This is a genomic window from Streptomyces sp. NPDC098781 (assembly GCF_044759995.1).
GTDB lineage: Bacteria > Actinomycetota > Actinomycetes > Streptomycetales > Streptomycetaceae > Streptomyces.
Map to the genome: position 1 here is coordinate 682,709 of NZ_JBIWAK010000003.1, position 20,927 is coordinate 703,635.

Genomic DNA, 20,927 nt, shown 5'->3' on the forward strand with positions numbered 1-20,927 from the left:
GCGCCGGTTCGCCGAACTCCTGCCGCTGTGCCGCGGCCTGCGTGCCCTGGCTTCGCTAGCCCAGGTCCAACGCGTTCGGCAGCCCCCAGCGGTAGCGGGTCCGGTCGTGGCGCTTGAGGGCCTCGAACTCCGGGGCCCGGTACAACGGCGTGATCGTGCAGCGCGGCGCGTTGGAACCCGCCCTGTCCAGCAGCGCGTTGACCGCCGCCCGCGCGGAGGCGTTGGCGCCTTCCATGGTCGCCAGATCGATGTCGACGGACACGTAGTCACCCGCGAGGAAGAGGTTCGGGATTCTCGTCGCCGCCGTGGGCCGGTTGTGAAGGGTGCCCACGGGGTGGATCAGCAGCTCGTCCTCGTTGACCGGATGCGGTGTGCCGATGCCGTCGACGCCCGGATCGAGGAACCACGAGTGCAGCGCGCTGTCCTTCAGCACCACCTTGCCCGTGTCGTTCAACGCCGCCTTCAGCTGCGCCCACACCTCCTTGGCGACCTCGGCCCGGGTGCACTGTTTGGCCGTCCTGCCGTACAGGATGCCGGGCTTGTCCCACTCGGAGATGTCGACGGAGATGCAGTCGACGGCGGCGCCGTCCCCGTAGTCGGCGGGGAAGTCGCGGTCCGGCCAGTGCCCGGCCTGCTGAATGGCCGTCAGCGACCAGGGTGAGTCGATGCAGTTGAGGTGCCCGTCGAGCAGCGGAGCGGACTCGGTCAGATAGAACTGGATGCCGGTCATCCAGTCCGTCTCCAGCTTGTCGCAGCGCGCGAGCTGGGGATCGGCGGCCCGCAGGTCCGCGCCCCAGGTACGGCGGGCGTGCTCGACGGGCATCGCGCACACGTAGTGGTCGGCGGTCACGGTCCGCGCGACGCCGTTCGGGTCCGTGATCCGTACTCCGGTGATCCTGCCCCCGTCGTACAGCACCTCCCGTACGGTCCTGCCGACCTCGAACTCGACACCGAGCGACGTCAGATGGGCGACCCACGGGTCGATCCACGCCTCGTTCGTGGGCGCGTTGAGGATGCGGTCGAGGGGGCCGTCCGCGCCGCGCCCCAGCGCGTTGAAGACGAACGCCTCCAGCAGGCTGGCGACCGTGCGGGTGCTGGCCTCCTCCGCCTTGGTGGCGACGATGTTGCGGGTGACCCCGACGGCCAGGATGCGCTGGTAGTCGTGGCTCATGCGCTCGGCCCTGATGTAGTCCCACCAGGGCGTGGCCTCCCAGAACTCGTCGCGCCGTTCGTCGCAGCTGGTGAGGAAGACCAGGATGCGGTTCACGAAGTACGCCGTCTCGTGCGGGGGTATCCCGCGCACGGTCTCCATGACGGCGGTCAGCGCCCGGCGCACGTCGTCGAAGGTGAGGTCGGGCGGCTGGTGGCCGGGCCACGGGAGAGGGAGCCGCAGATCCTCACGGCCGGTGCGGGCGAAGGACATCTCGGAAGGGGCGACGAGGTTGTCCCAGACGCCGTTGGGGTTGCCCGGGAAGGGGATGCGCCGCATCGTGTCCGGCAGGTTGTGGTAGATGCCGGGGATGAAGCGGAAGCCGTGCTCGGCGGGTAACTCCCGCCGCCCGCCGCGCGCGCTGCCCGGCACGCCCATGCTGCGGGCCTTGCCGCCCAGCGCCCGGCGCTCGTAGACGGTGACGCGGAAGCCGCGTTCGGCGAGTTCGTGCGCGGCGGTCAGCCCGGCCACCCCACCGCCGAGCACGGCGACCGACCCCGGCGCGCGTGGTGCGGAGGTGCCTGCCGCGGCCGTCGCCGTACGGGCCGTACCCAGCGCGGTGACACCGCCGGCCGCGGCGGTCGCAGCGATGATCGTGCGTCGTGAGGCGCCCGAGCCAGCCATCAGTTCCCCCTCTTACCCGCAGGTAACCATCCGTCCGGCGCAGGAGCATACGGAGAACCCGCGTGACCCGGAAGCCACATGAGGCCCCATTCCTTCGATGGCTGGAAATGCCCGAAGGCCGACCCATCCACCGCGCCGACCCCGACGCCGACGCCGACCGCATCGGCGGCGAGAGCACCCCTCCGACCTGGATGTCCGGCGTGGAAGGCGGCACATGATGGTGTAGTGGGCGGATGTACACCGCTCTTGCGGCAGGCGACCGGAGGAGGTGCCGATGGACCCGACCCACCCGGACGCGGTGGTGTGGCGCAACCGTGCCTTCCTGGTCTTCGACCGCGTCTCCGTGCCGGTCGCGGTCTGCGATGTGTACGGCGCGGTCCAGCTGGCCAACCCCGCGATGGCTGCGGAGTGCGGTACGACTCCGGGGCGGCTGCGCGGCCGGGACGTGCTGGAGCTGTTCCGGCCGCAGGAGGCGACGCAGGTCGACCGCATCGCCGAGGCGCTGCGGCTGCGGCACCGCTCGCGCTACCAGGTGTCGGTGCGCTGGCGGGCTCCCGACGGCGCGGAGCGCTACGGCGAACTCACGGCGGACCCGGTGAGCGACACCGTGGAGGAGACGCCGGCGCTGCTGGTGATGCTGCGCGTCCTCGGCGAGCGCGAGCCGTCCACCGGGACACCGCCCACGCGGGTCACGGCCATGGAGGCTCGCGTTCTCGCCCTGCTCGCCTCAGGTGCCACGACAGCGCAGGCGGCGCGGGAGACGGACCTCACGGTGGACGGCGTCAACTACCACCTGCGGCGCCTGTCCGCGCGCTGGGCAGCGTCGAACCGTACGGAACTGGTGGCCAGGGCCTACGCACTCGGCGTGCTCGCCCCCGGGGTGTGGCCACCCAGGCCGGCCGCCGCCTCCGTCGCCACGGACGACCCGGACGGCCCGGAGTAGGCGGTGCCCGCACCCGGCGGGGCGCCGAAGCGGGCCAGGGTGTGCCACACCATTTTCAGGTCCTGGAGCTCGTAGCGGCCGGTGCGGGCCGCATCGCCGATGACGCGCGGGGTGACCAGGCCGTCGTCGGCGATCCGGGCACCCAGGTCGGCGTACTCCTGACCGCGGTAGTCCGCGTGGCGGCGCAGTTCCTGAACGGTGATCCGGTAGCCGGGGTGCCACTCGACGGGGCAGGGCAGCAGGCGCGCGGCGGTCTCCACCGGGGTGCCGCGATAGCAGGCGTCCAGGACGACGGCCTCCACGTCCCAGGCGAGCACGACTCCCCCATGGACCTGGGCCTCGATGTAGTCGTTGAGGGCGTCGCGCTCGCCTTCGTCGGCCTCGGCGAGTGCGACGAGGTGCGTGCCGGAGGCGACTCCGAAGTCGGTCGGCTCCGCGGCGCTGTCCGGGTAGCAGAAGGTGGCTCGGGCGAGCGCCGTGCCGTTCAGGCGGAAGTGCGAGGAGCCGAACCTCGGGGCGGCGCCCACCACTTGGCGGCGGAAGTTCAGCGCGCCGTACACCGGTCGCTCGTGCGGCGCCGCGTCGTCGTAGACCCCGCCGAAGATCCGGCTCTCCCAGCGCCAGCGGTCCCCGCCGGGGTGGGCGGTGAGCCCGCCGTTGCTGGTGCCGGTGACGAACTGCGAGTGGTACGCGCCGTCCTCGGCGAGGGCGCGGAGGACGGACACTCCTCTCGCCCGCCGGTCCGGATGGAAGTTGAGGGTGACGCGTACCGCCGGGTCGACGGCCGGTCCCGCCGAGGAGGCCGCGACGACGTGCCGTAGTGCCGCCGCGGCCCGAGGTGATGTCGCCTCGTCGAAATCCACTGGCTCCCCTTCCATCATCCTGCCTAACCTAGCCATGAACCTAGAGCCCCTAGGTTATGTACCGTCGACGGAACGAACCACAGGAGACTCCCCATGAGGTCACTCACCGAGCAGGACATCCGCAACTCATTTGTCAACTGCTCGAAGGGCGAGGCCAAGCGGCTGTCCCTCCCCCGCGATCTCGGCGAACGTCCGTGGGACGACCTCGACTTCCTGGGCTGGCGCGATCCCGGCGCGCCCGATCGCAGCTATCTCGTGACCGAGCGGGAGGGGCGCCCGGTGGGGATCACGCTGCGCTTCCCGTCCTCGCAGCGCGGGTTCCTGCACCGCAGCATGTGCTCCCTGTGCCTGACGACCCATCCGGGCGGCGGTGTCTCACTGATGACCGCCCGCAAGGCGGGGCCTGCGGGGCGCGAGGGCAACTCGGTCGGTCTGTACATGTGCACCGACCTGGCGTGTTCGCTCTACGTCCGTGGCAAGAAGGCCCCGGAGTCGGGCAGCCGCTTCGAGGAGACCCTCAGTCTGGAGGAGCAGATCGCCCGGACGACGGGCAACCTGTTCGCCTTCCTCGACAAGTTGGACGCCGGAGACACCACCCGATGAACACGCCACCGCCGTCCGGAACCGAGCACACGGACGGGTCACCCGTCCGCCTCGGCGCCCTCGTCCCGCTGACTCCGCCCGGCTGGGTCGAGGCGGGTCGGCACCTGCTCGCCGGACTGGACCTGGCGGTCAGCGAGGTCAACGGCACGGGCGGCATCCACGGCAGACCCCTGGAGCTGGTGGTCCGGGACACCGCGGCCGATCCGGAGCGTGCCGCGGCTGCCGTGGACGAACTCGCCGGGCTGGGCGTGACAGCCTTGGCCGGCGAGTACCACAGCGTCGTCGCCCGCGCCGTCGCCGCACGGGCCCACACCCTCGGTGTGCCGTATCTCTGCTCGTCCGCGGTGCTCGACGCGCTCACCGACGAGCCGACGGAGTGGGTCGCGCGTCTGGCCCCGGCCCAGTCCCGCGGCTGGCGGATCTACGCGGACTTCCTCCTCGGCGCGGGCCGGCGTCGGATCGCCGTGGCGACCCAGCCGAGCGTCTACTGGGCGTCCGGCGTCCGCATCCTGCGCGAGCGTCTCGCGCGCCAGGGCGGCACCCTCGTCGAGCTGGACACCGATGCGCTCACGACCGAGGCCTTGTGCGACGCGCTCGTCGACCACGGCGCTACGGCGCTTCTCCTGCTGGTCGGGCATCCGGAACCGGCGATGCCGCTCGTCAGGGCCGTCCGGGGCGACCGGCGGCTCACCGAGATCCTGATCGGCGCTCCCGCCGGCCAGCCGGAGTTCGCCGGATGGGCGGCGGCGCTCGGCGGTGACGGCGCCGGAATCCCGTTCCTGCGCTACCTGCCCGACCGCCTCGGTCCCCGCGGTGAACGCGTCGGCGACGCACTCCGCGAACGGCTGGGCGAACCGCCCTCCTTCGTCGCCTTCGAGGGCTGGGACACCGTCGCCGTGCTCGCCGAGGTGCTGCGTTCCCACGGCACGGACCGGGCCACCGTCGCCGAGTCGTGGCCGCGCGTGGCGGTCGAGGGCACGCGCGGGCCGATCCGGTTCTCCCGGGCGCCGGGCATCGGTGTGCGGCAATGGACCTGGGCGCCGATCCAGGTCGTCGACCGGGACCCGGCGCAGCCCGACCGCTTCCGGATCCTCCACTCCGGCTGAGCGGGCACCGGGGGCACCGGGGGCCTCTGGGAGGTGCCCCGCCGGACCGCCCGGTCGTGCGCCGTGCGGTCGGCACCGCGGGGCAGTGCGCCCGAGCAGCCGTACCGCCTCGCCCGTACGGCGGCCCGCGCCCTTCGACGGTGCGCATGGGCTGGGCGGCGCGATCGAGGCGCTCCAGGACGTCGCTGCCCGCGTGGCCGGGATGCCGGTCGTCAGCGCGGCGAGGATGATGAACAGGGTCAGTACTAATCCGGCCCGATGCCGTTTCATGATCCAAGGCCTGCGCCCCGGGCGGACGGGGACCATCCGGCGGTCCTCAGTCCCCGGGTGCGGACGACCACGGGGTGACGGCGGGGGCCTTTCTCACCGCCCCCGGTCGCGCGGCACCGGACCCCGTCGGCCGCCCTGACTCGCTCGGGTGTCGGTGATCACCGGCCCGGCCCCTTGTCGTACCGTGGCCGCGGCGTTCAATCTGGGGTTTCTTGCGGACTGTTACGTTCCGCAAGTGGTGTGCGGAAAGCATCGGTGGAAAGGGAACAGCCCGAGGATGCGAGAGGCACGTGAGGGGACGCCGGCCCGGGAGTGGCTGGCGGAGCGAATGGCGAAGCTGCGCCGGGACCCGGTCGTGGTGCAGACGCTGCGGTCGGCGGCCGCCGCGACGATCGCGTACGTCATCGCACTCCGCCTCAGCCCCGAGGCCGCGCCGCTGACCGCGCCCCTGACCGCGCTGCTGGTCGTCCAGGTCACCTTCTACGCCACACTCACCAACGGCATCCGCCGGGTGAACTCCGTGGTGGCCGGCGTCCTGGTGGCCATCGCCTTCAGCCTGCTGGTCGGCCTGACCTGGTGGAGCCTGGCCCTGCTGATCGTGGCCGCGCTCGGGGTCGGGCATCTCGTCCGCGTGAACGAGTACGTTCCCGAGGTGGCGATCAGCGCGATGCTGGTCCTCGGGGTCACGACCGTCGGCGACACCGCGTGGGCGCGGGTGCTGGAGACGCTGATCGGCGCGGTGGTGGGGCTCGGCTTCAATCTGCTGCTCGCACCGCCGGTGTGGGTGGACGAGGCCGGTGAGTCACTGGAGGATCTGGCGCGGCGGCTGCGGCAGTTGATGCTGCGCATCGGCGAGGAGGCGGCCGGCCGGCAACCCTTCGAGCAGGCGGCGGCCCGGCTGCACGAGGCGCGCCGGCTCGACCACGACATCGTGGAGGTGGACGCGGCGCTCAGACAGGCCGAGGACAGCCTGCGGCTCAATCCGCGGGTGCGCGACAGCCTGCTGCACCGCGTGGTGCTGCGCACCGGACTGGACACGCTGGAGATCTGCACGGTCGTCCTGCGGGTGCTCGCCCGCACCCTCACCGACCTCGCCAAGGAGCGGGAGCCCGAGGCGCTGTTCGCGAAGGAGACGGGCGCCGTGCTGGAGCAGCAGCTCTCGGAGATCGCGGACGCGGTGGTCAGTTTCTCGGTGCTGGTCACCACCCATGTGAGCACCAACGCCGACGCCGCGGAGACCCGGCTGTCGGCGGAGCTGCGCACGGCGGCGGGCACCCGCGACAAGCTCGCTCTGCTGCTGCGCGAGGAGGCCGACCGCGAGGTGGAGCACTGGCAGCTGCTCGGTGCCGTGCTGACCGAGGTGAACCGCATGATCGACGAGCTCGACACCGAGCACCGCTCGCGGCGGCTGCTGGAGGAGCTGGACCGGGTGTCGCAGGAGCAGCGGGTGCGCATGCCGCGTCTGAACCGGATGCGCGAGCGGATGGGCGTGCAGGAGCAGCTGTGGCGGAACCGTACGGGGATGGGCGGACGTTCTCGGTAGCAGAACGCCGGGACGGGGCCGGCGTCCGACGAGAGGGAGCGCGCCGATGGCCGACACGACCGTACGGATCGACGGAAACACCCTGCGGCTGCCGGGCGGGGTGGCGGTGCGGTTCATCCGTACTCTGCGGCTGCCCGAGTCGGGGACGCACGCGCTGCCGCCGGGACTCGGCGAGTTCCCGGTGCGGCGGGTGGCGGACTTCCCGGACACGGTTCCGCGGGAGTGGCGGGCGCGCGGTGGTGTGATGCTGCCCGTCTATCTGCGTGAGGCGATGTGGCTCAGCTTCGCGGGGACGACGGAGCCCGCCGCGTTGCAGGTGGGCGTGGGGAAGGTGTGCGCGGTCTCCGGCAAGCCGTGGAGCGACCGGCTGGCGCGCGAGCCGCAGAACTACCTGGCGCTGCCCCGGCAGCCGTGGCTGGACGGCATCAACTCCGGGAAGGGCACGGTCCGCCAGTTCGTGGCGGTGCCGCTGGGGCTGGGCGCGACCGTCGAGGGTCAGGTCACCGGCGAGGAGGTCTGGGGCGGCGTACAGCTTCAGTCCTTCGCGTTGAAGGAGGACCGGCTGGCTCGGTGGCGGGAGGAGGAGCGGCGTCGGGCCGAGCGGGCGAGGGTGATGCCGCAGTTCGGTGGTTACGGCGCCGCGATGCCCATGGCGGCCCCGCCCGCGCCGGGCGCGGTCCCGGCGCCCGCCGCCGCACCGGCGGGGCGGTCCGCCCCGGCGATGGGGCTGGGCGTCGGGGGTTCGATGCGCCAGGAGGTGTACGAGGACGACCGGCCGCTGTCGGACTGGGCCGACACCCCTGGCGGCCGGGTCTTCGTCCATCTGGTGACGCCGCCGGAGTGGCGCCGGATCACCGGCGAGGCTCCCCCGCCGTCGCCGGTGGACCGGGCGGCGTACACGCGCGCGGGGCTGCCCTGGTTCGACTACTACGACCAGGACGCCGAGGATCTCGCTCCCACCGAAAGGCTGGGGTCGGTGAAGCCGGTGGGCGACTGGCTCGGCGACGACCACGAGCCCTGGCAGGCACCGACGCCGGGCCAGGTGAAGCCGCTGAAGGACGCACAGGGCAAGCCGGTGGAGGACGGTGACTGGTAGGCGACCCCGGAACCCCTGCCTCCGTTGCGCAGATTGCAACGCCCGTTGCTCTTCTTGCGCTCGGCGGGTGGTCCACGCCAAGGTTGCTGTCGCGACCACGACGACCGACGACCTGAGGTGTGGACATGGGCAGTGGTGGGCTGAGCAGGCGCCGATTCGTCGGAACCCTCGCGGGATCGGCCGCCGGTGTGACACTCCCGGCGGCCACGGGGTGCGACAGCGCCCCCTCCGCGGACCGGGCCGACTCGGCGACCTCCGGGGCCACCGGCGCCGAGAGCCGTCCGAGCGCCCAGAGCGAGAGCCGTGAGCCGTCCGGCCCGCGCCCGCTGTACCTGGGCACCTACACCTCCGTCGAGGGTGGCGGCGAGGGCATCGGTCTCGCCACGTACGACCCGGTCTCCGGCGCGATCGTCGGCACGGGAACCATCCGGGACGTGGCCGACCCGTCGTATCTGGCGCTGCACCCGAACGGCCGGACGCTGTACGCGGTCGACGAGCGTGAGGACGGCGCCGTGACCGCCGTGCGCCTCGCCGACCGCAAGGTTCTGGGCAGCCGTGGCACCGGCGGGGCGGCGCCCTGCCATCTTTCGGTGCATCCGAGCGGACGCTGGCTGCTCAGCGCCAACTACGGCACGGGCAGTGTGGCCGTGCATCCGATCGACGCTTCGGGCGCGCTCGGCGAGCGCACCGACCTGGTGACCCACACCGATCCGGCGCCCGGTCCCGGCCAGGAGGGTCCGCACGCCCATCAGATCGTCACCAGCCCCGACGGCCGCCATGTGCTCGCCGTCGACCTGGGCACGGACACCGTGTACACCTATCGGCTCGACCAGAAGGCGGGCACGCTCGGCGAGGTCTCGCGAGCGCAGGCGAAGCCGGGTGCGGGACCGCGTCATCTCACCTTCCACCCCGGCGGCCGGTACGCGTATCTGGCCAACGAGGTCGACAACAGCGTCGCGGTCTGCGCGTACGACCCCGAGACGGGCCGGGTGACCATCGGCGCCGAGCAGGACACGGGTACGGGGTCGGGCACCAGTTATCCGGCGCAGATCGTGGTGACGCCGAACGGCCGCTACGCCTACCTCGCCAACCGGGGCCACAACAGCCTCGCGCGCTACGCGGTCGAGGCGAAGGGCGCCCGGCTGCGGCTGCTCGGCACGGTGCCGGTGTCCGGGGACTTCCCGCGGCAGATCGCCCTCTCGCCGGACGGGTCCCTGCTGTTCGCGGCGAACCAGCGGTCGAGCACCGTCAGCGTCTTCCACGTCGACGCCAGGAGCGGTGAACTGCGGCTCGCGGGCGAGCCGTTCGCGTCACCCGTCGCCGTCTGTGCGCTGCCGCTGTAGGGCGCGCGGGCAGGAGGCGGCGCTGGCCTGGGAGAGCAGGATGTGCATGCGCTCGGTGAGCTGCGCGACGTCGTCGGCGGGCCGGTGGAAGGCCAGCCGTACGTCGCCGTGCGAGCGGGCGCGCTCGATGCGCAGCGTGAGTCCGTGCCGGTCGACGGCGAGCGGCTGGACGCGGACGGCGCCGTGCAGGCTGTCGGAGTCGACCAGCCGGGTGAGCCGCTCCACGGCGTCCGGGTGGCAGTCGGCCAGGTGGGTGAGCAGCCGGGCCTCGGCGGTGGCCAGCGGGTCGGGCGCGGCGACGGCGAACTCGTCCAGGTCGACCACGACGGCACCGGACGGCTGCCGCAGCACCACGCGCGTGGGCCGGAAGGCGAGTTTGCCCTCCTCGGGAGTGAACCAGCCGGACAGCCAGAGCCGGGTGCGGATCCGCCTGCGGACGGGGACGGGCGCGACGTCGGCGAACTCCAGGACCGCGGAGGGCTCTCCGCGCGGCGCGCAGATCGCCGCCGTGACGAGCACACTGTCGTCCGGCACCTCCAGCAGGATCCGACCGTCCTCGGTCACGGTGTGCGCGCCCACGAGCTCCTCGCGGCAGCTCTCGGCGGTCACTCCGCAGGACCACGCGCCGGCAAGCACCGACCGGGCTCGTTCCGCCGCGGAAGGTGCCGCCGTCCAGGCTTGGCTGTCGCCCATCCCATACCTCCTTAGGTAAGCCTTGCCTAACCTACCGAAGATCGAGGCGCACGCCAACCAGCGCTGTCGATACTGTGCGATCTCTTTGCTCGAGCTCAGGGCCCGATGACACCCAGGAGGGCGCGGGCACACAGATCGCGCACCTGCTCCCGGGAGAGGTCGGCGCCCCTCAGCCACTCCAGACACACGGCGGTGGTGAAGGCCAGCCAGCCCCGCACGGCCAGCCGCACGTCCGCCCGCCCCTCGAAGTCCGGGCCGAACTCGGGGTCCGCCGCCATCGCCGCCAGGATCTGCTTCTCCTGTGCGGCCAGGGCCCGTTGATAGACCTTGCGCACGGCTTGGTCGCCGGCGGCGTCGGCGCGATGGAAGGCGCGGTAGCCGTGGGCATGGGCCTGGACGTACTCCAGGAACGTGTCGAGGCCCGCGCCGAGTTGTTCGCGCACCGGGACGCCGGGCACGGCGGCCGTCATCCGCAGCATCCGCTCGCTCTCGCGCTCGACGACGGCCGCGAAGAAGTCACGCTTGGTCGGGAAGTAGTGATAGAGCAGCCCGCGTGAGACCCCCGCTATCTCGGCGACCTGCTCGATCCACACGTCGTCGTACGGACTCTCCGAGAACAGCCGCGCCCCGACCGCGAGGAGTTGCTCCCGCCGCTCCTGTGTGCTGAGCCGGCGGCGTGTGCGCTCACCCTGGTTCGCGGCCATGTCCGCACTTTACTTGACGTGAGTTCAACAGCCGGACCAGACTGAGGCGCGTTATTGAACCCACGTACAACGAGCTCAACCTGCCGCTGGTGCAAGGGAGATCGCGTCATGGCGGAGACGATGACCGGGACCGGACTGCCGAAGGGGTTCCGCAGCGCCGAGCAGGGCTGGCCGGAGCTGTTCCGCATACCGCACCCGCCGCACCGGCTGCCGCTGCTCGGCGATGTGCTGGGCGCGAACCGGCGTACGCCGTTGCAGGACTCCCTGCGGTTCGCCCGGGAACTGGGGCCGATCTTCCGGCGCCGGGCGTTCGACAAGGAGTTCGTGTTCGTGTGGGGCGCCGGACTCGCGGCCGACATGGCGGACGAGGCCCGCTTCGCCAAGCATGTGGGGCTCGGCATCGCCAATCTGCGGCCGGTGGTCGGGGACGGGCTGTTCACGGCGTACAACCACGAGCCGAACTGGCAGTTGGCGCACGACGTGCTCGCCCCGGGGTTCAGCCGGGAGGCCATGGCCGGCTACCACACGATGATGCTGGCCGTCGCCGACCGGCTCATGGACCACTGGGACCGGGCCCTGTCGGCGGGCCGGACGGTGGACGTGCCCGGTGACATGACCAAGCTGACCCTGGAGACCATCGCGCGCACCGGGTTCGGACACGACTTCGGCTCCTTCGAGCGGGCCCGTCCGCATCCCTTCGTGTCGGCGATGGTCGGCACGCTCACCTACGCGCAGCGCCTCAACACCATGCCGGTGCCGTTCCTGCTCCGGGGTGCGGCGCGTCGCAACCGGGCCGACATCGCCTACCTCGACCGGACCGTCGACGAACTGGTCCGCGCCCGCAGGGCGAACGGGCCCGGGGACGGCGACCTGCTGGACCGGATGCTGGAGACCGCCCATCCCGAGACGGGCGAACGGCTGTCCGCGCAGAACGTCCGCCGGCAGGTGATCACCTTCCTGGTCGCCGGCCACGAGACCACCTCGGGCGCGCTCTCCTTCGCCCTGCACTATCTCTCCCGGCACCCGGACGTCGCGGCCCGCGCCCGCGCCGAGGTCGACCTGGTCTGGGGCGACACGGAGGCCCCCGGCTACGACCAGGTGGCGCGGCTGCGGTACGTACGCCGGGTACTGGACGAGTCGCTGCGGCTGTGGCCGACGGCGCCCGCGTTCGCCCGGGAGGCCCGCGAGGACACCGTGCTCGGCGGCGACCACCCGATGCGGCGCGGAGCCTGGGCGCTGGTCCTCACCGCGATGCTGCACCGCGACCCCGAGGTGTGGGGCGCCGACGCCGAACGGTTCGATCCGGACCGCTTCGACCCGAAGGCGGTTCGCACCCGCGCGCCGCACACCTTCAAGCCGTTCGGAACGGGGGCACGGGCCTGCATCGGACGCCAGTTCGCCCTGCATGAGGCCACCCTGGTGCTGGGCCTGCTGCTCCGCCGCTACGAGTTCACGAGCGACCCGGCCTATCGGCTGCGGGTGACCGAGCGACTGACCCTGATGCCGGAGGGGTTGCGGCTGGGCCTGGAACGCCGCCACGTCCCCACCACACAACGCCCCGCCGCCGAGGAACCCCACTCAGAGCCCCGCTGCCCAGTGCACGGGACGGCCGACTGAGGCCGGACAGTCCGGCGCCGCTCAGCCACCGGATAGCACTCGCGATACCTGACAGGCCGCGGCTCACGCTGAAATGGCCCCCACCCACACCACACAACGACCCGCCCCGAGGAACCGCCTCAGAGCCCCGCTGCCCAGTGCACAGGGCGTTCGACCGAGGCAGGCAGTCGGGTGTCCGCGCTGCCTCTGGCCGCGTTCAGCTGGGGCTGGGTCAAGAAGAAGGCGTCCGTCAGGTCGGCGTCCGTGAGGTCGGTGTCGCGCAGGTCGGCGCCGATGAGGTCCGCTCCGCGCAGGTCGGCGCCGGTGAGGTCGGCGGCGATCAGGTAGGCGCCCCGCAGGTTGGCGCCGCGCAGGTCGGCGCCCTTGAGCCGGGCGCCGATCAGGTCCGCGCCCCGGCGGTTCTTCTTGCGGCCGCTCACACCCGCCCGCACCAGCTCGCTGGTCTTCAGCAGCAGGACGTTGACCTCCTGGCGGTGCGCGGCCACATCCAGCGAGGCGAGGTCCTCCGGGGTGCGGCGGGTGAGCGCATCGGTCCGCTCCCGGAGCCCGCGCAACTCGGTGTGCAGAGTGCTCGCGGCGGGCAGGGTGAGCGCCTCCGTCAGGTACCAGAGCAGCTCGTGGAGCTGGCGGACGACCGGGAAGACGTCGAACATCCGGCGCGCCTGCTCGGGGGAGCCGGTGCGCCAGTCCTGCCCGGCGAAGGTGACCTGCGAGACCTTCTGACCGGCGCCGAAGCAGTCGTACACGGTGCAGCCGCTGAAGCCGCTCTGCCGGAGCCGGGCGTGGATGCCGCAGCGGTGGTCGTCCTGGAGGTTGCGGCAGGGCGTCCCGGCGGCCTTGTCGAGCGCGAAGTCCGCCGAGGCGGTGAAGGGCAGCGCCACACAGCACAGCCCGAAACAGTTGGCACAGTCTCCGCGCAGGTCCATGAGGTCGCCTGGGTGATCTTGCATGACGTCAAGCCTAATCGCCGCCCGGAGCGAAGACTCACCGGTCGTGTGCCGCCACCAGCCCCCGTGCCCCACCGCCCCGAGCACCACGCCACCGTGATCGTGTCGGCCCACCCCGAACAGGGCTGGAGCCTGCTGTGCGACGGCGTCATCGTCCTCGACGACACCCGTGAACTCCTCCCGGACGGCCGCGTGATGAGCCCGCACCGCACTCTCGGCCCGCCGGCCGTGGCCGCCTGACTCAGCGGTCGAGGTCCGGCAGGTCGAGGCGGGCGAGCCGCTCGGGGTCGGCCAGGATGTACATCTCGGTGATCCGCCCGTCCGCGACGGTGACACCCAGCACCGACTGCGGTGCTCCCTCCGGGGCGCTGAGCACCCCGACCGCGCCGTTGACCGACACCAGCCGCATGTACGGGGCGAACTGCCGGAACAGCATCGCCTGCTCGGCCACCGGCTTCGCGCCGCGCACCACCTTGGACGCCGCCGCACCACCGACCAGCGGTCCGGAGTCGACCCGCAGCACGATGTCGGGGTCGAGGACCGCGAGCAGCGCCTCGAAGTCGCCCGCGCGGGAGGCGGCCATGAAGGCGTCGAGGACCTGCCGCTGTCTGCCGAGGTCGGGCTCGGTCGACGGCGTGGCACCCTTCACCCGCCGCCGGGCCCGGCTGGCGAGCTGCCGGGTGGCGGCCGAGGAGCGCTCCACGATCGGCGCGATGTCGTCGAACGGCACCGCGAACATGTCGTGCAGCACGAACGCGATCCGCTCGGCGGGTTCCAGCGTCTCCAGCACCACCAGCAGGGCCAGGCCCACCGAGTCGGCCTGGAGCACCTCCTGCTCCGGGTCGATCTGCGAGAGGGGCCGGATCACGGGGTCGGGGACGAAGGTGTCGTCCAGCGGCTCCTCGTGGCGTCGCGCACGGGAGCGCAGCATGTCCAGACAGACCCGGCCGACGACGGTGGTCAGCCAGCCGCCGAGGTTGCCGATGCCGTCCGCGTCGGTCCGGCTCAGCTTCAGCCAGGTCTCCTGTACGGCGTCCTCCGCCTCGGCCAGTGAGCCGAGCATGCGGTAGGCGACCGCCTTGATCCGGCCGCGGTGCTCCTCGAAGCGGTCAGCCAGCAGTTCCGTGTCCTGCGCCATGCCCCCGTCCCCTCCGCCGGCCGCTCGATCTACCTGCTGAACAGCTCGAACGCCACGGCCGGCTTCCCGCCGAACCGCTCCCCCGTCGTCTCGGCGTGCGCCGTGAGGAAGCCGCGGACGTAGGTCTCCGGGTCCTCGTCGGTCAACACCTCGATGTAGGTGCGGTGTTCGAGCAGCGAGTGCACCGCGCGCTCCAGGCCCGGGGTCGCGTCGACCGCGTGGGTGGGTGAGCTGGAGCCGGCGACGGCGACCCAGCGGACGCCGTTCCAGGGCTCGAGGCCCTGTTCGACGAGCTCCGGGAAGATCCAGCGGTTGCCCGCGTCGCCGGCCGCGTCCAGCGTGGCTCGGCCGACGGCCACGTGGTCCGGGGTGTTCCAGGCGACGCCGCCCCAGGTGTCGCGGTGGTTGAGCGTGATCACCAGCTCGGGCCGGTACCGGCGGATGGCGGCGGCGATGTCCCGGCGCAGGGCCGTGCCGTACTCGATCACGCCGTCGCGGTGGTCGAGGAACTCCACCGCGCTCACCCCGACGACCGCGGCGCTGGCCCGCTGCTCGCGCTCCCTGAGTGGGCCGCACCGCGCCGGGTCGAGGGTGTCGATCCCGGCCTCGCCGCGGGTCGCGAGGACGTAGCTGACCTCGCGGCCGGCGTCGGTCCAGGCGGCGATCGCCGCCGAGCAGCCGTACTCGAGGTCGTCCGGGTGGGCGACGACCGCCAGCGCGCGCTGCCAGTCGTCGGGCATGGGCTGGAGCTGAGTGATCGTCGGCTCGGTCATGTCCGCACCCTAACGCGTGACACCGACATCACGCTTCGTCACGGGCGAGCGCGAGCAGCCGGTCCAGGACCCGGGGGCCGCCGGCCCGCACGCCGTCGTGCTCGAACTCGTCGGTGACCCAGGTGCGCAGTCCGCGGATCGCGCGGGCGGTGACCAGGGAGTGGGCGGTGTCGACGTACATGTCGTCGTGGTAGACGGCCGCGGCCACCGGCACCTCGTTGGCGGCGAGGCGCGCGGGGTCGTACAGGGGCGTCCAGTCGGTTCGGGCGGCGAGGAGTTCGGCGGTCTCGCGCAGCGGGCGCAGCGCCGGGTCGCAGTCGAACATCCAGGGGTGGATCGTCTCGCCGGTGAACAGCAGCGGCCCGTCGCCCGCGAGCGTCTTGGCCGCGTCGAACTGCGGGAACTCGGTGCGCACCCGCTCGGCGGCCCAGGCGGTGGGGCGGGCGTCCTGGGCGTAGATCACCTCGTGGACGAGGGCGTACAGCGGGTGACTCGCGTACGACAGCAGGCCCTGGACCTCCTCCTGGAAGGCGTCCGAGAGGGCCTGGCCCTGCGCGGTGCGGACGAAGGCGTTCTCCAGCAGGTAGTGCAGCCGGTGGCTGCCCTCGCTGCCGCCGAGGAGGATGCCGAGTGACTGGAAGGCCTCGGCGGTGAGCCGGTAGCCGTTCGGCAGGACCACGTCGTGCGCGAGGAGGTGGTCGGCGATTCGGCGGGCGCGCTCGATGTCCTGCGGGTAGCGGGCGTAGTGCGCGGCGACCTTGCGCTCGATGCGCGGGTAGGCGGCCCGGTAGACGTCGTCGGCGTGCGCGTCGAGGGCGGGCAGACCGCCGGTGACGAGCGCGGCGGTCAGGCCCTCGGGGGCGGTGGACAGGTAGTTGACCGTGCAGAAGCCGCCGAAGCTCTGGCCGAGGACGGTCCAGGGGGCGCCGCCGGTCAGCTCACGGCGGATCGCCTCGCAGTCCCGGACGATCGAGTCGGCGCGGAAGTGTGTGAGGTGGTCGGCCTGTGCCTCGGGGCCGCCGCGCAGCGGCAGCGTCTGGCGGTTCGCGGGGGTCGAGTGCCCGGTGCCGCGCTGGTCCAGGAGCAGGACGCGGAACTCTTGCAGCGCGCGGCCGAGCCAGGCGCCCTTTCCGACGAAACGGTTCGCCCCGAAGCCGGGGCCGCCCTGGAGGTAGACCAGCCACGGCAGGTCCTGGTGCACCTTGTCGCCGGCGACGACCTCACGCGCGTAGAGCTCGATCGTCTCCCCCGCGGGGTCGTCGTGGTCGAGGGGCACGGTGAAGTGGCGGTCGGTGAGGGCGACGCCGGGCTGGCGGTAGCTGACGGTCAACAGGGCTCCCGGGACGAATGGATTCTTCGGACCGCGTCCCAGTTCAGCACATGTTCGTCCGCCGACCGAGCCCCAGGATCATGAAATCGTACTGAACCGCCGATCAGCGGGCGGCGAGGCTGGAGCGCCGGACCACCAGCTCCGGCTGGAGCACGACCCGCCGGTGCTCGTGCCGCTTCCCGCCGGTCTCCGCCTCGGTCTCCTCCAGCAGCATCTCCGCCGCGAGGGTGCCCATGGTGACCGCGGGCTGCCGTACGGAGGTGAGCGGGACGGCCGCGGCGGCGGCGAACTCGATGTCGTCGTAGCCGACGATCGCGAGGTCGTCGGGGACGCCGACGCCGGCCGCGTACATGGCCTGGAGCACGCCGAGGGCGAGCAGGTCGTTGGCGCAGAAGACGGCGGTGGGGCGCTCGGCGAGACCGAGCAGGCGGGCGCCGGCGTCCCTCCCGGCGGCGACGTCGAGTCGCTCGGTGGGAAGCTCCCGCAGGTTCCCCGGGCCGAGGCCGGCCTCCTGGAGCGCGTTCAGGGCGCCGGTGCGGCGGTCGCGGACCTGGTTGAGGCCGGGCGGTCCGCTGACGTACGCGAGGGAGCGGTGCCCGGCGTCCACGAGATGGCGTACGGCCAGGGCGCCGCCCGCGACGTCGTCGACGGAGACCGAGCACTCGGTGGTGCCCTCGGCGACCCGGTCGACGAGGACGAAGGGGATGTTGTGCCGCCGGAACGTCTCGATGTTGCGGCCGGTGGCGTCGGCCGGGGTGAGCAGGACGCCCCGCACCCGCTGCTCCGCGAAGAGCGAGAGGTAGTCGGCCTCCTCGCTCGGGCTCTGCGCGCTGTTGCAGACCATCACGCCGAGTCCGGCGTCCCGCGCGGTCCGCTCGGCGCCGCGTGCCACGTCGACGAAGAAGGGGTTGCCCATGTCGAGCACGAGCAGGCCCATGATCCGGCTGCGGCCCGCGCGCAGCTGGCGCGCGGACTCGCTGCGGACATAGCCCAGCCGGTCTATCGCGGACTGCACCCGCGCCCGGGTCTCGGTCGCGACCGTGTCCGGACGGTTGATGACGTTCGAGACCGTGCCGACGGAGACTCCGGCGGCGCGGGCGACGTCCTTGATACCCACCGACTGGGTCATCGGTCAGGGACCTCCAGGAAGACTCGAAGAGCGCGGGGACGGCGGGACGGAACATTACCGTCAAGCCGCCCACAACGGCTGCGATCAGGCAGGCAGGCGGAAGTTGAGGTTACGCAGCGCCGACGGGGTCGTGCCGCTGGACTTCTCCTGGTACATGATCGACAGGTAGTTGTCCTGCCCGACCCGCGTCTCGTCGATCACGACCTCGCCGAAGGCGTTCAGACCGGCGGCGACGCCGTCGTACAGCATGGTCCAGTCCGTGTGTCCGGAGGCCTTGGAGGCGCCCGCGATCCGGCAGAAGGGGAAGATCGCGTAGGCGTTGTCGTACTTGTCGAGGATCAGCTTGGTGCGCTGGCTGGAGTTCAGCGGTACCGGGATCTCCGTCTTGTGCCAGGTGCCCGAGGAGTTCCTGCGGACGTGGAAGGCGCGGCCGTTCGCCGTGCGGTCGGCGACGTAGTTCGTGGTGCACTGTCCGAAGCGGCCGGGCACGTAGCTGATGATCGCGTGCGGCAGGCCCGCGGAGTCGGTGAACTGGCTCTCCTGGTTCATCAGGGAGTGGTCGGGGTTGAGCGCGTCGACGACCAGTCCGCTGTCGGTGACGGCGACCTTGTCGGAGCCGCCGGTGGTGCCGACGACGGTGCCGGCGTTGTTGCGCCAGGTGCGCCCGCGATCATCGGAGTAGACGTAGCCGGTGTCGTGGTTGGTGATGCCGCCGCCGGAGCACATCACGGCGCCGTTCTGCTCGCGCCAGGTGAACAGGGCGTGCAGGCGCCCGTTGCGGTCGTAGTCGATGCCGTGCAGATACATGTTGCGGGCGGTCGAGGAGCCGTGCTCGCTGGTGTACGTCCCGGCGGAGCTGCTCCACTCGCCGAGGCCCGTCCAGGTCGAACCGTCGTACTCGGCCAGCGCGTTGCGGCCGTTGCCGGAGACCGCGACCCGGTAGCTGAGCTGGAGTCTGCCCTCGGGGGTCGAGACGAACTGCGGGTAGGTGAACTGCGAGGTGAGGGCGAGGCCGTCCATCGTGGACTGCGGTGCGCCGAAGCGGCTCGCGGTCCAGCTCAGGCCGGCCGGGTCGTCCATCAGGCCGGCGACCGACTTGATGTAGGTGAAGCCGTCGCTGTGGGAGTCCATGTTGAGGTGGAGCCGGCCGTCGATCTTCGAGAGGCCCATGGAGATGACGTTGTGGGAGTCGTCGTAGCGCAGGGTGTGGCCGACCTTGACGGTGGACCAGGTGGTGGCGCCGAGCGCGCGGCGGCCGACGACGGCGCCTCGGTCGGCGGTGTACCAGGCGGCGTACTGGTGGCCCTTGTAGGTCAGCAGGCCGTTCTTCTGGAAGGCGTTGTTGTTGACCAGTCCGTCGTACGACACGAAGTAGACGGCCTGGGTGTCGAGGGTGGTCGTGCCGGTCGCGGTGAGGGAGGGGCCGGGGTCGGCGGCGCGGGCGGTGCCGGAGGTGAGGGCGGGGGTCACGACGGCTCCGGCTAGTGCCGCGCCCAGCAGGGTGCGTCTCTTCATCTCGGGGGCTCCAGGGTCGGCGAGGTGCGGGTCAGGCGAGGTGGAACACCTCGGTGAGCGGTTTCATGGCCTCGTCGGGGCGGGCGCCGTCGAGGGACTCGAAGAACTCCCCCATCTCGGCCTGCCAGCGGGCGTTGACCTCGGTGGCCTCCATGCCGGCCTTGGCCGCCTCGAAGTCCTCGGTCTCCAGGTATCCGACGAGCAGACCGTCGTCGCGCAGGAAGAGCGAGTAGTTGTGCCAGCCGGTGGCCGAGAGCGCCCGGAGCATCTCGGGCCACACGGCGGCGTGGCGTTCGCGGTACTCGGCGATGCGGTCGGCCCTGACCTTCAGCAGGAAGCACACGCGCTGCATCAACAGCTCGCCGGAGGTCAGAAGTTGTACTGGTCGATGTTCTTCGCGTCGAACACGGTCGGCTTGCCGAGGCTGATCACGCCGTCCTTGCCGATGGTGTACGTGGTCTCGCCGGCCTTGAAGGTCTCGCCCTCCTTGCCGGTGATCTGGCCGGAGACCAGGGCTACGGCGGCGCGGGCGGCGAGGTCGCCGAGCTTGGCGGGGTCCCACAGCTCGAAGGCCTCGACGGTGCCGTTCTTGACGTACTTGCGCATGTCGTTGGGGGTGCCGAGGCCGGTCAGCTTGACCTTGCCCTTGTACTTGGAGCCGGAGAGGTACTGGGCGGCCGCCTTGATGCCGACCGTCGTCGGGGAGATGATCCCCTTCAGGTTCGGGTACTCCTGGAGCAGGCCCTGGGTCTGCTGGAACGACTGCTGGGCGTCGTCGTTGCCGTAGGCGATCTTGACGAGCTTCATGTCCTTGTACTTGGGGTCCTTGAGCTCGTCCTTCATGAAGTCGATCCAGGTGTTCTGGTTCGTCGCGGTCTGCGCGGCCGACAGGATCGCGATCTCGCCCTTGTAGCCGATCTGTTCGGCGAGCAACTGCACCTCGGTACGGCCGAGGTCCTCGGCGGAGGCCTGGGAGACGAAGGCGTTGCGGCAGTCGGCGGTGGTGTCGGAGTCGTAGGTGACGACCTTGATGTCGTTCTTCATGGCCTGCTTCAGCGCGGTGCACAGCGCGCCCGGGTCCTGCGCGGACACGGCCATCGCGTCGACCTGCTGCTGGGTCAGCGTGTTGACGTAGCTGACCTGTCCGGCGGTGTCGGTCGCGCTGGACGGACCGACCTCCTTGTAGCTGGAGCCGAGCTCCTTCAGCGCGGCCTCGCCGCCCTTGTCGGCGGAGGTGAAGTAGGGGTTGTTGACCTGCTTGGGCAGGAAGCCGACGGTCAGTCCCTTCTTCAGCTCCGCGTTCGGGTCGGCCTTGCCGGCGGTGGCGGCGGAGGCGCCCTCGTTCTTGACGTCCTCCTTGGTGGTGCCGCCGCAGGCGGTGGCCGCGAGCGCGAGGGAAGTGACGGCGGCGAGGGCCGCGCAGGTACGGCGGAGGGATGACTTGCGCATGGCGAGGGGTCCTTTACGAGGAAGGGCTGAG

19 protein-coding genes and 1 pseudogene are annotated in these 20,927 nt (G+C 71.8%); 8 read left to right on the forward strand and 12 right to left on the reverse strand.

Annotation, left to right across the window (positions count from 1 at the left end; translation table 11 throughout):
- Positions 1–55: 55 nt before the first annotated feature.
- Positions 56–1,834, reverse strand: coding sequence for an FAD-dependent oxidoreductase (locus ACIQWG_RS14815; protein WP_404094899.1), 1,779 nt, complete (start codon positions 1,832–1,834; stop codon positions 56–58).
- Positions 1,835–2,108: 274 nt separating this feature from the next.
- Here ACIQWG_RS14815 and ACIQWG_RS14820 point away from each other — a divergent pair, with 274 nt between their 5' ends.
- Entirely contained in the window at positions 2,109–2,777 is a 669-nt protein-coding gene (locus tag ACIQWG_RS14820) for a PAS domain S-box protein (RefSeq protein WP_404094901.1), read from the forward strand.
- Here ACIQWG_RS14820 and ACIQWG_RS14825 read toward each other — a convergent pair.
- Entirely contained in the window at positions 2,687–3,640 is a 954-nt protein-coding gene (locus ACIQWG_RS14825; protein ID WP_404094904.1) for a DUF3626 domain-containing protein, read from the reverse strand. The two genes, ACIQWG_RS14820 and ACIQWG_RS14825, sit on opposite strands and share 91 nt — an antisense overlap.
- 93 nt (positions 3,641–3,733) lie before the next feature.
- On the opposite strand from ACIQWG_RS14825, the gene ACIQWG_RS14830 reads away from it, so the two are divergent.
- The 5 genes from ACIQWG_RS14830 to ACIQWG_RS14850 all read left to right on the forward strand — a co-directional run bounded on the left by ACIQWG_RS14830 (position 3,734) and on the right by ACIQWG_RS14850 (position 9,601).
- Positions 3,734–4,243, forward strand: coding sequence for an FBP domain-containing protein (locus ACIQWG_RS14830; protein ID WP_404094906.1), 510 nt, complete (start codon positions 3,734–3,736; stop codon positions 4,241–4,243).
- Entirely contained in the window at positions 4,240–5,349 is a 1,110-nt protein-coding gene (locus tag ACIQWG_RS14835; protein WP_404094909.1) for an ABC transporter substrate-binding protein, read from the forward strand. Before ACIQWG_RS14830 ends, ACIQWG_RS14835 begins: the two co-directional genes overlap by 4 nt.
- 547 nt (positions 5,350–5,896) lie before the next feature.
- A complete protein-coding gene (locus ACIQWG_RS14840) occupies positions 5,897–7,162 on the forward strand; it encodes an FUSC family protein (protein ID WP_404094911.1) in 1,266 nt (421 codons plus the stop codon).
- A 46-nt stretch (positions 7,163–7,208) separates the two neighbouring features.
- The gene (locus tag ACIQWG_RS14845; protein WP_404094914.1) at positions 7,209–8,258 is read left to right on the forward strand and encodes a hypothetical protein; all 1,050 of its coding nucleotides are present in this window, start codon (positions 7,209–7,211) and stop codon (positions 8,256–8,258) included.
- A gap of 125 nt (positions 8,259–8,383) precedes the next feature.
- A complete protein-coding gene (locus ACIQWG_RS14850) occupies positions 8,384–9,601 on the forward strand; it encodes a lactonase family protein (RefSeq protein ID WP_404094916.1) in 1,218 nt (405 codons plus the stop codon).
- Here the strand turns inward: ACIQWG_RS14850 and ACIQWG_RS14855 are convergent.
- Both ACIQWG_RS14855 and ACIQWG_RS14860 read right to left on the reverse strand, forming a co-directional pair.
- Complete coding sequence (locus ACIQWG_RS14855) at positions 9,569–10,294, reverse strand: DUF2470 domain-containing protein (RefSeq protein ID WP_404094918.1); 726 nt, start codon at positions 10,292–10,294, stop codon at positions 9,569–9,571. The genes ACIQWG_RS14850 and ACIQWG_RS14855 overlap by 33 nt on opposite strands.
- 95 nt (positions 10,295–10,389) lie before the next feature.
- The gene (locus tag ACIQWG_RS14860) at positions 10,390–10,998 is read right to left on the reverse strand and encodes a TetR/AcrR family transcriptional regulator (RefSeq protein WP_404094920.1); all 609 of its coding nucleotides are present in this window, start codon (positions 10,996–10,998) and stop codon (positions 10,390–10,392) included.
- A gap of 108 nt (positions 10,999–11,106) precedes the next feature.
- Here ACIQWG_RS14860 and ACIQWG_RS14865 point away from each other — a divergent pair, with 108 nt between their 5' ends.
- Positions 11,107–12,615: a cytochrome P450 gene (locus tag ACIQWG_RS14865; RefSeq protein ID WP_404094922.1), complete on the forward strand. Its 1,509-nt coding sequence runs from the start codon at positions 11,107–11,109 to the stop codon at positions 12,613–12,615.
- A 119-nt stretch (positions 12,616–12,734) separates the two neighbouring features.
- On the opposite strand, the gene ACIQWG_RS14870 is transcribed toward ACIQWG_RS14865, so the two are convergent.
- The gene (locus tag ACIQWG_RS14870) at positions 12,735–13,565 is read right to left on the reverse strand and encodes a pentapeptide repeat-containing protein (RefSeq protein ID WP_404094925.1); all 831 of its coding nucleotides are present in this window, start codon (positions 13,563–13,565) and stop codon (positions 12,735–12,737) included.
- Positions 13,566–13,608: 43 nt separating this feature from the next.
- Between ACIQWG_RS14870 and ACIQWG_RS14875 the strand changes: the two are divergent.
- A pseudogene (locus ACIQWG_RS14875) lies at positions 13,609–13,802 on the forward strand (DUF5999 family protein).
- Between the two features lies 1 nt (position 13,803).
- Here the strand turns inward: ACIQWG_RS14875 and ACIQWG_RS14880 are convergent.
- The 7 genes from ACIQWG_RS14880 to rhaS form a co-directional block, all read right to left on the reverse strand.
- Positions 13,804–14,700, reverse strand: coding sequence for a sigma-70 family RNA polymerase sigma factor (locus ACIQWG_RS14880; RefSeq protein WP_404094928.1), 897 nt, complete (start codon positions 14,698–14,700; stop codon positions 13,804–13,806).
- Between the two features lie 29 nt (positions 14,701–14,729).
- Positions 14,730–15,473: a PIG-L deacetylase family protein gene (locus ACIQWG_RS14885; protein ID WP_404094931.1), complete on the reverse strand. Its 744-nt coding sequence runs from the start codon at positions 15,471–15,473 to the stop codon at positions 14,730–14,732.
- 28 nt (positions 15,474–15,501) lie between these two features.
- On the reverse strand, positions 15,502–16,803 hold the full coding sequence (locus ACIQWG_RS14890) for an alpha/beta fold hydrolase (protein WP_404094934.1): 1,302 nt from the start codon (positions 16,801–16,803) through the stop codon (positions 15,502–15,504).
- Positions 16,804–16,906: 103 nt separating this feature from the next.
- Positions 16,907–17,932: a LacI family DNA-binding transcriptional regulator gene (locus ACIQWG_RS14895; protein WP_404094936.1), complete on the reverse strand. Its 1,026-nt coding sequence runs from the start codon at positions 17,930–17,932 to the stop codon at positions 16,907–16,909.
- Positions 17,933–18,016: 84 nt separating this feature from the next.
- A complete protein-coding gene (locus ACIQWG_RS14900; RefSeq protein ID WP_404094937.1) occupies positions 18,017–19,447 on the reverse strand; it encodes a BNR repeat-containing protein in 1,431 nt (476 codons plus the stop codon).
- 31 nt (positions 19,448–19,478) lie between these two features.
- A complete protein-coding gene (locus ACIQWG_RS14905) occupies positions 19,479–19,799 on the reverse strand; it encodes an L-rhamnose mutarotase (protein ID WP_404094940.1) in 321 nt (106 codons plus the stop codon).
- A 17-nt stretch (positions 19,800–19,816) separates the two neighbouring features.
- Entirely contained in the window at positions 19,817–20,896 is a 1,080-nt protein-coding gene (gene rhaS, locus ACIQWG_RS14910; protein WP_404094941.1) for a rhamnose ABC transporter substrate-binding protein, read from the reverse strand.
- Positions 20,897–20,927: the final 31 nt, after the last annotated feature.

Bases quoted from the DNA above. Each gene is read 5' to 3' on its own strand.
- ACIQWG_RS14845 (WP_404094914.1), top strand. From the start codon at position 7,209: ATGGCCGACACGACCGTACGGATCGACGGAAACACCCTGCGGCTGCCG.
- ACIQWG_RS14900 (WP_404094937.1), bottom strand. From the start codon at position 19,447: ATGAAGAGACGCACCCTGCTGGGCGCGGCACTAGCCGGAGCCGTCGTG.
- ACIQWG_RS14835 (WP_404094909.1), top strand. From the start codon at position 4,240: ATGAACACGCCACCGCCGTCCGGAACCGAGCACACGGACGGGTCACCC.
- ACIQWG_RS14860 (WP_404094920.1), bottom strand. From the start codon at position 10,998: ATGGCCGCGAACCAGGGTGAGCGCACACGCCGCCGGCTCAGCACACAG.
- ACIQWG_RS14815 (WP_404094899.1), bottom strand. From the start codon at position 1,834: ATGGCTGGCTCGGGCGCCTCACGACGCACGATCATCGCTGCGACCGCC.
- ACIQWG_RS14855 (WP_404094918.1), bottom strand. From the start codon at position 10,294: ATGGGCGACAGCCAAGCCTGGACGGCGGCACCTTCCGCGGCGGAACGA.
- ACIQWG_RS14840 (WP_404094911.1), top strand. From the start codon at position 5,897: ATGCGAGAGGCACGTGAGGGGACGCCGGCCCGGGAGTGGCTGGCGGAG.
- ACIQWG_RS14820 (WP_404094901.1), top strand. From the start codon at position 2,109: ATGGACCCGACCCACCCGGACGCGGTGGTGTGGCGCAACCGTGCCTTC.
- ACIQWG_RS14880 (WP_404094928.1), bottom strand. From the start codon at position 14,700: ATGGCGCAGGACACGGAACTGCTGGCTGACCGCTTCGAGGAGCACCGC.
- ACIQWG_RS14850 (WP_404094916.1), top strand. From the start codon at position 8,384: ATGGGCAGTGGTGGGCTGAGCAGGCGCCGATTCGTCGGAACCCTCGCG.
- rhaS (WP_404094941.1), bottom strand. From the start codon at position 20,896: ATGCGCAAGTCATCCCTCCGCCGTACCTGCGCGGCCCTCGCCGCCGTC.
- ACIQWG_RS14870 (WP_404094925.1), bottom strand. From the start codon at position 13,565: ATGCAAGATCACCCAGGCGACCTCATGGACCTGCGCGGAGACTGTGCC.
- ACIQWG_RS14830 (WP_404094906.1), top strand. From the start codon at position 3,734: ATGAGGTCACTCACCGAGCAGGACATCCGCAACTCATTTGTCAACTGC.
- ACIQWG_RS14865 (WP_404094922.1), top strand. From the start codon at position 11,107: ATGGCGGAGACGATGACCGGGACCGGACTGCCGAAGGGGTTCCGCAGC.
- ACIQWG_RS14885 (WP_404094931.1), bottom strand. From the start codon at position 15,473: ATGACCGAGCCGACGATCACTCAGCTCCAGCCCATGCCCGACGACTGG.
- ACIQWG_RS14895 (WP_404094936.1), bottom strand. From the start codon at position 17,932: ATGACCCAGTCGGTGGGTATCAAGGACGTCGCCCGCGCCGCCGGAGTC.
- ACIQWG_RS14905 (WP_404094940.1), bottom strand. From the start codon at position 19,799: ATGCAGCGCGTGTGCTTCCTGCTGAAGGTCAGGGCCGACCGCATCGCC.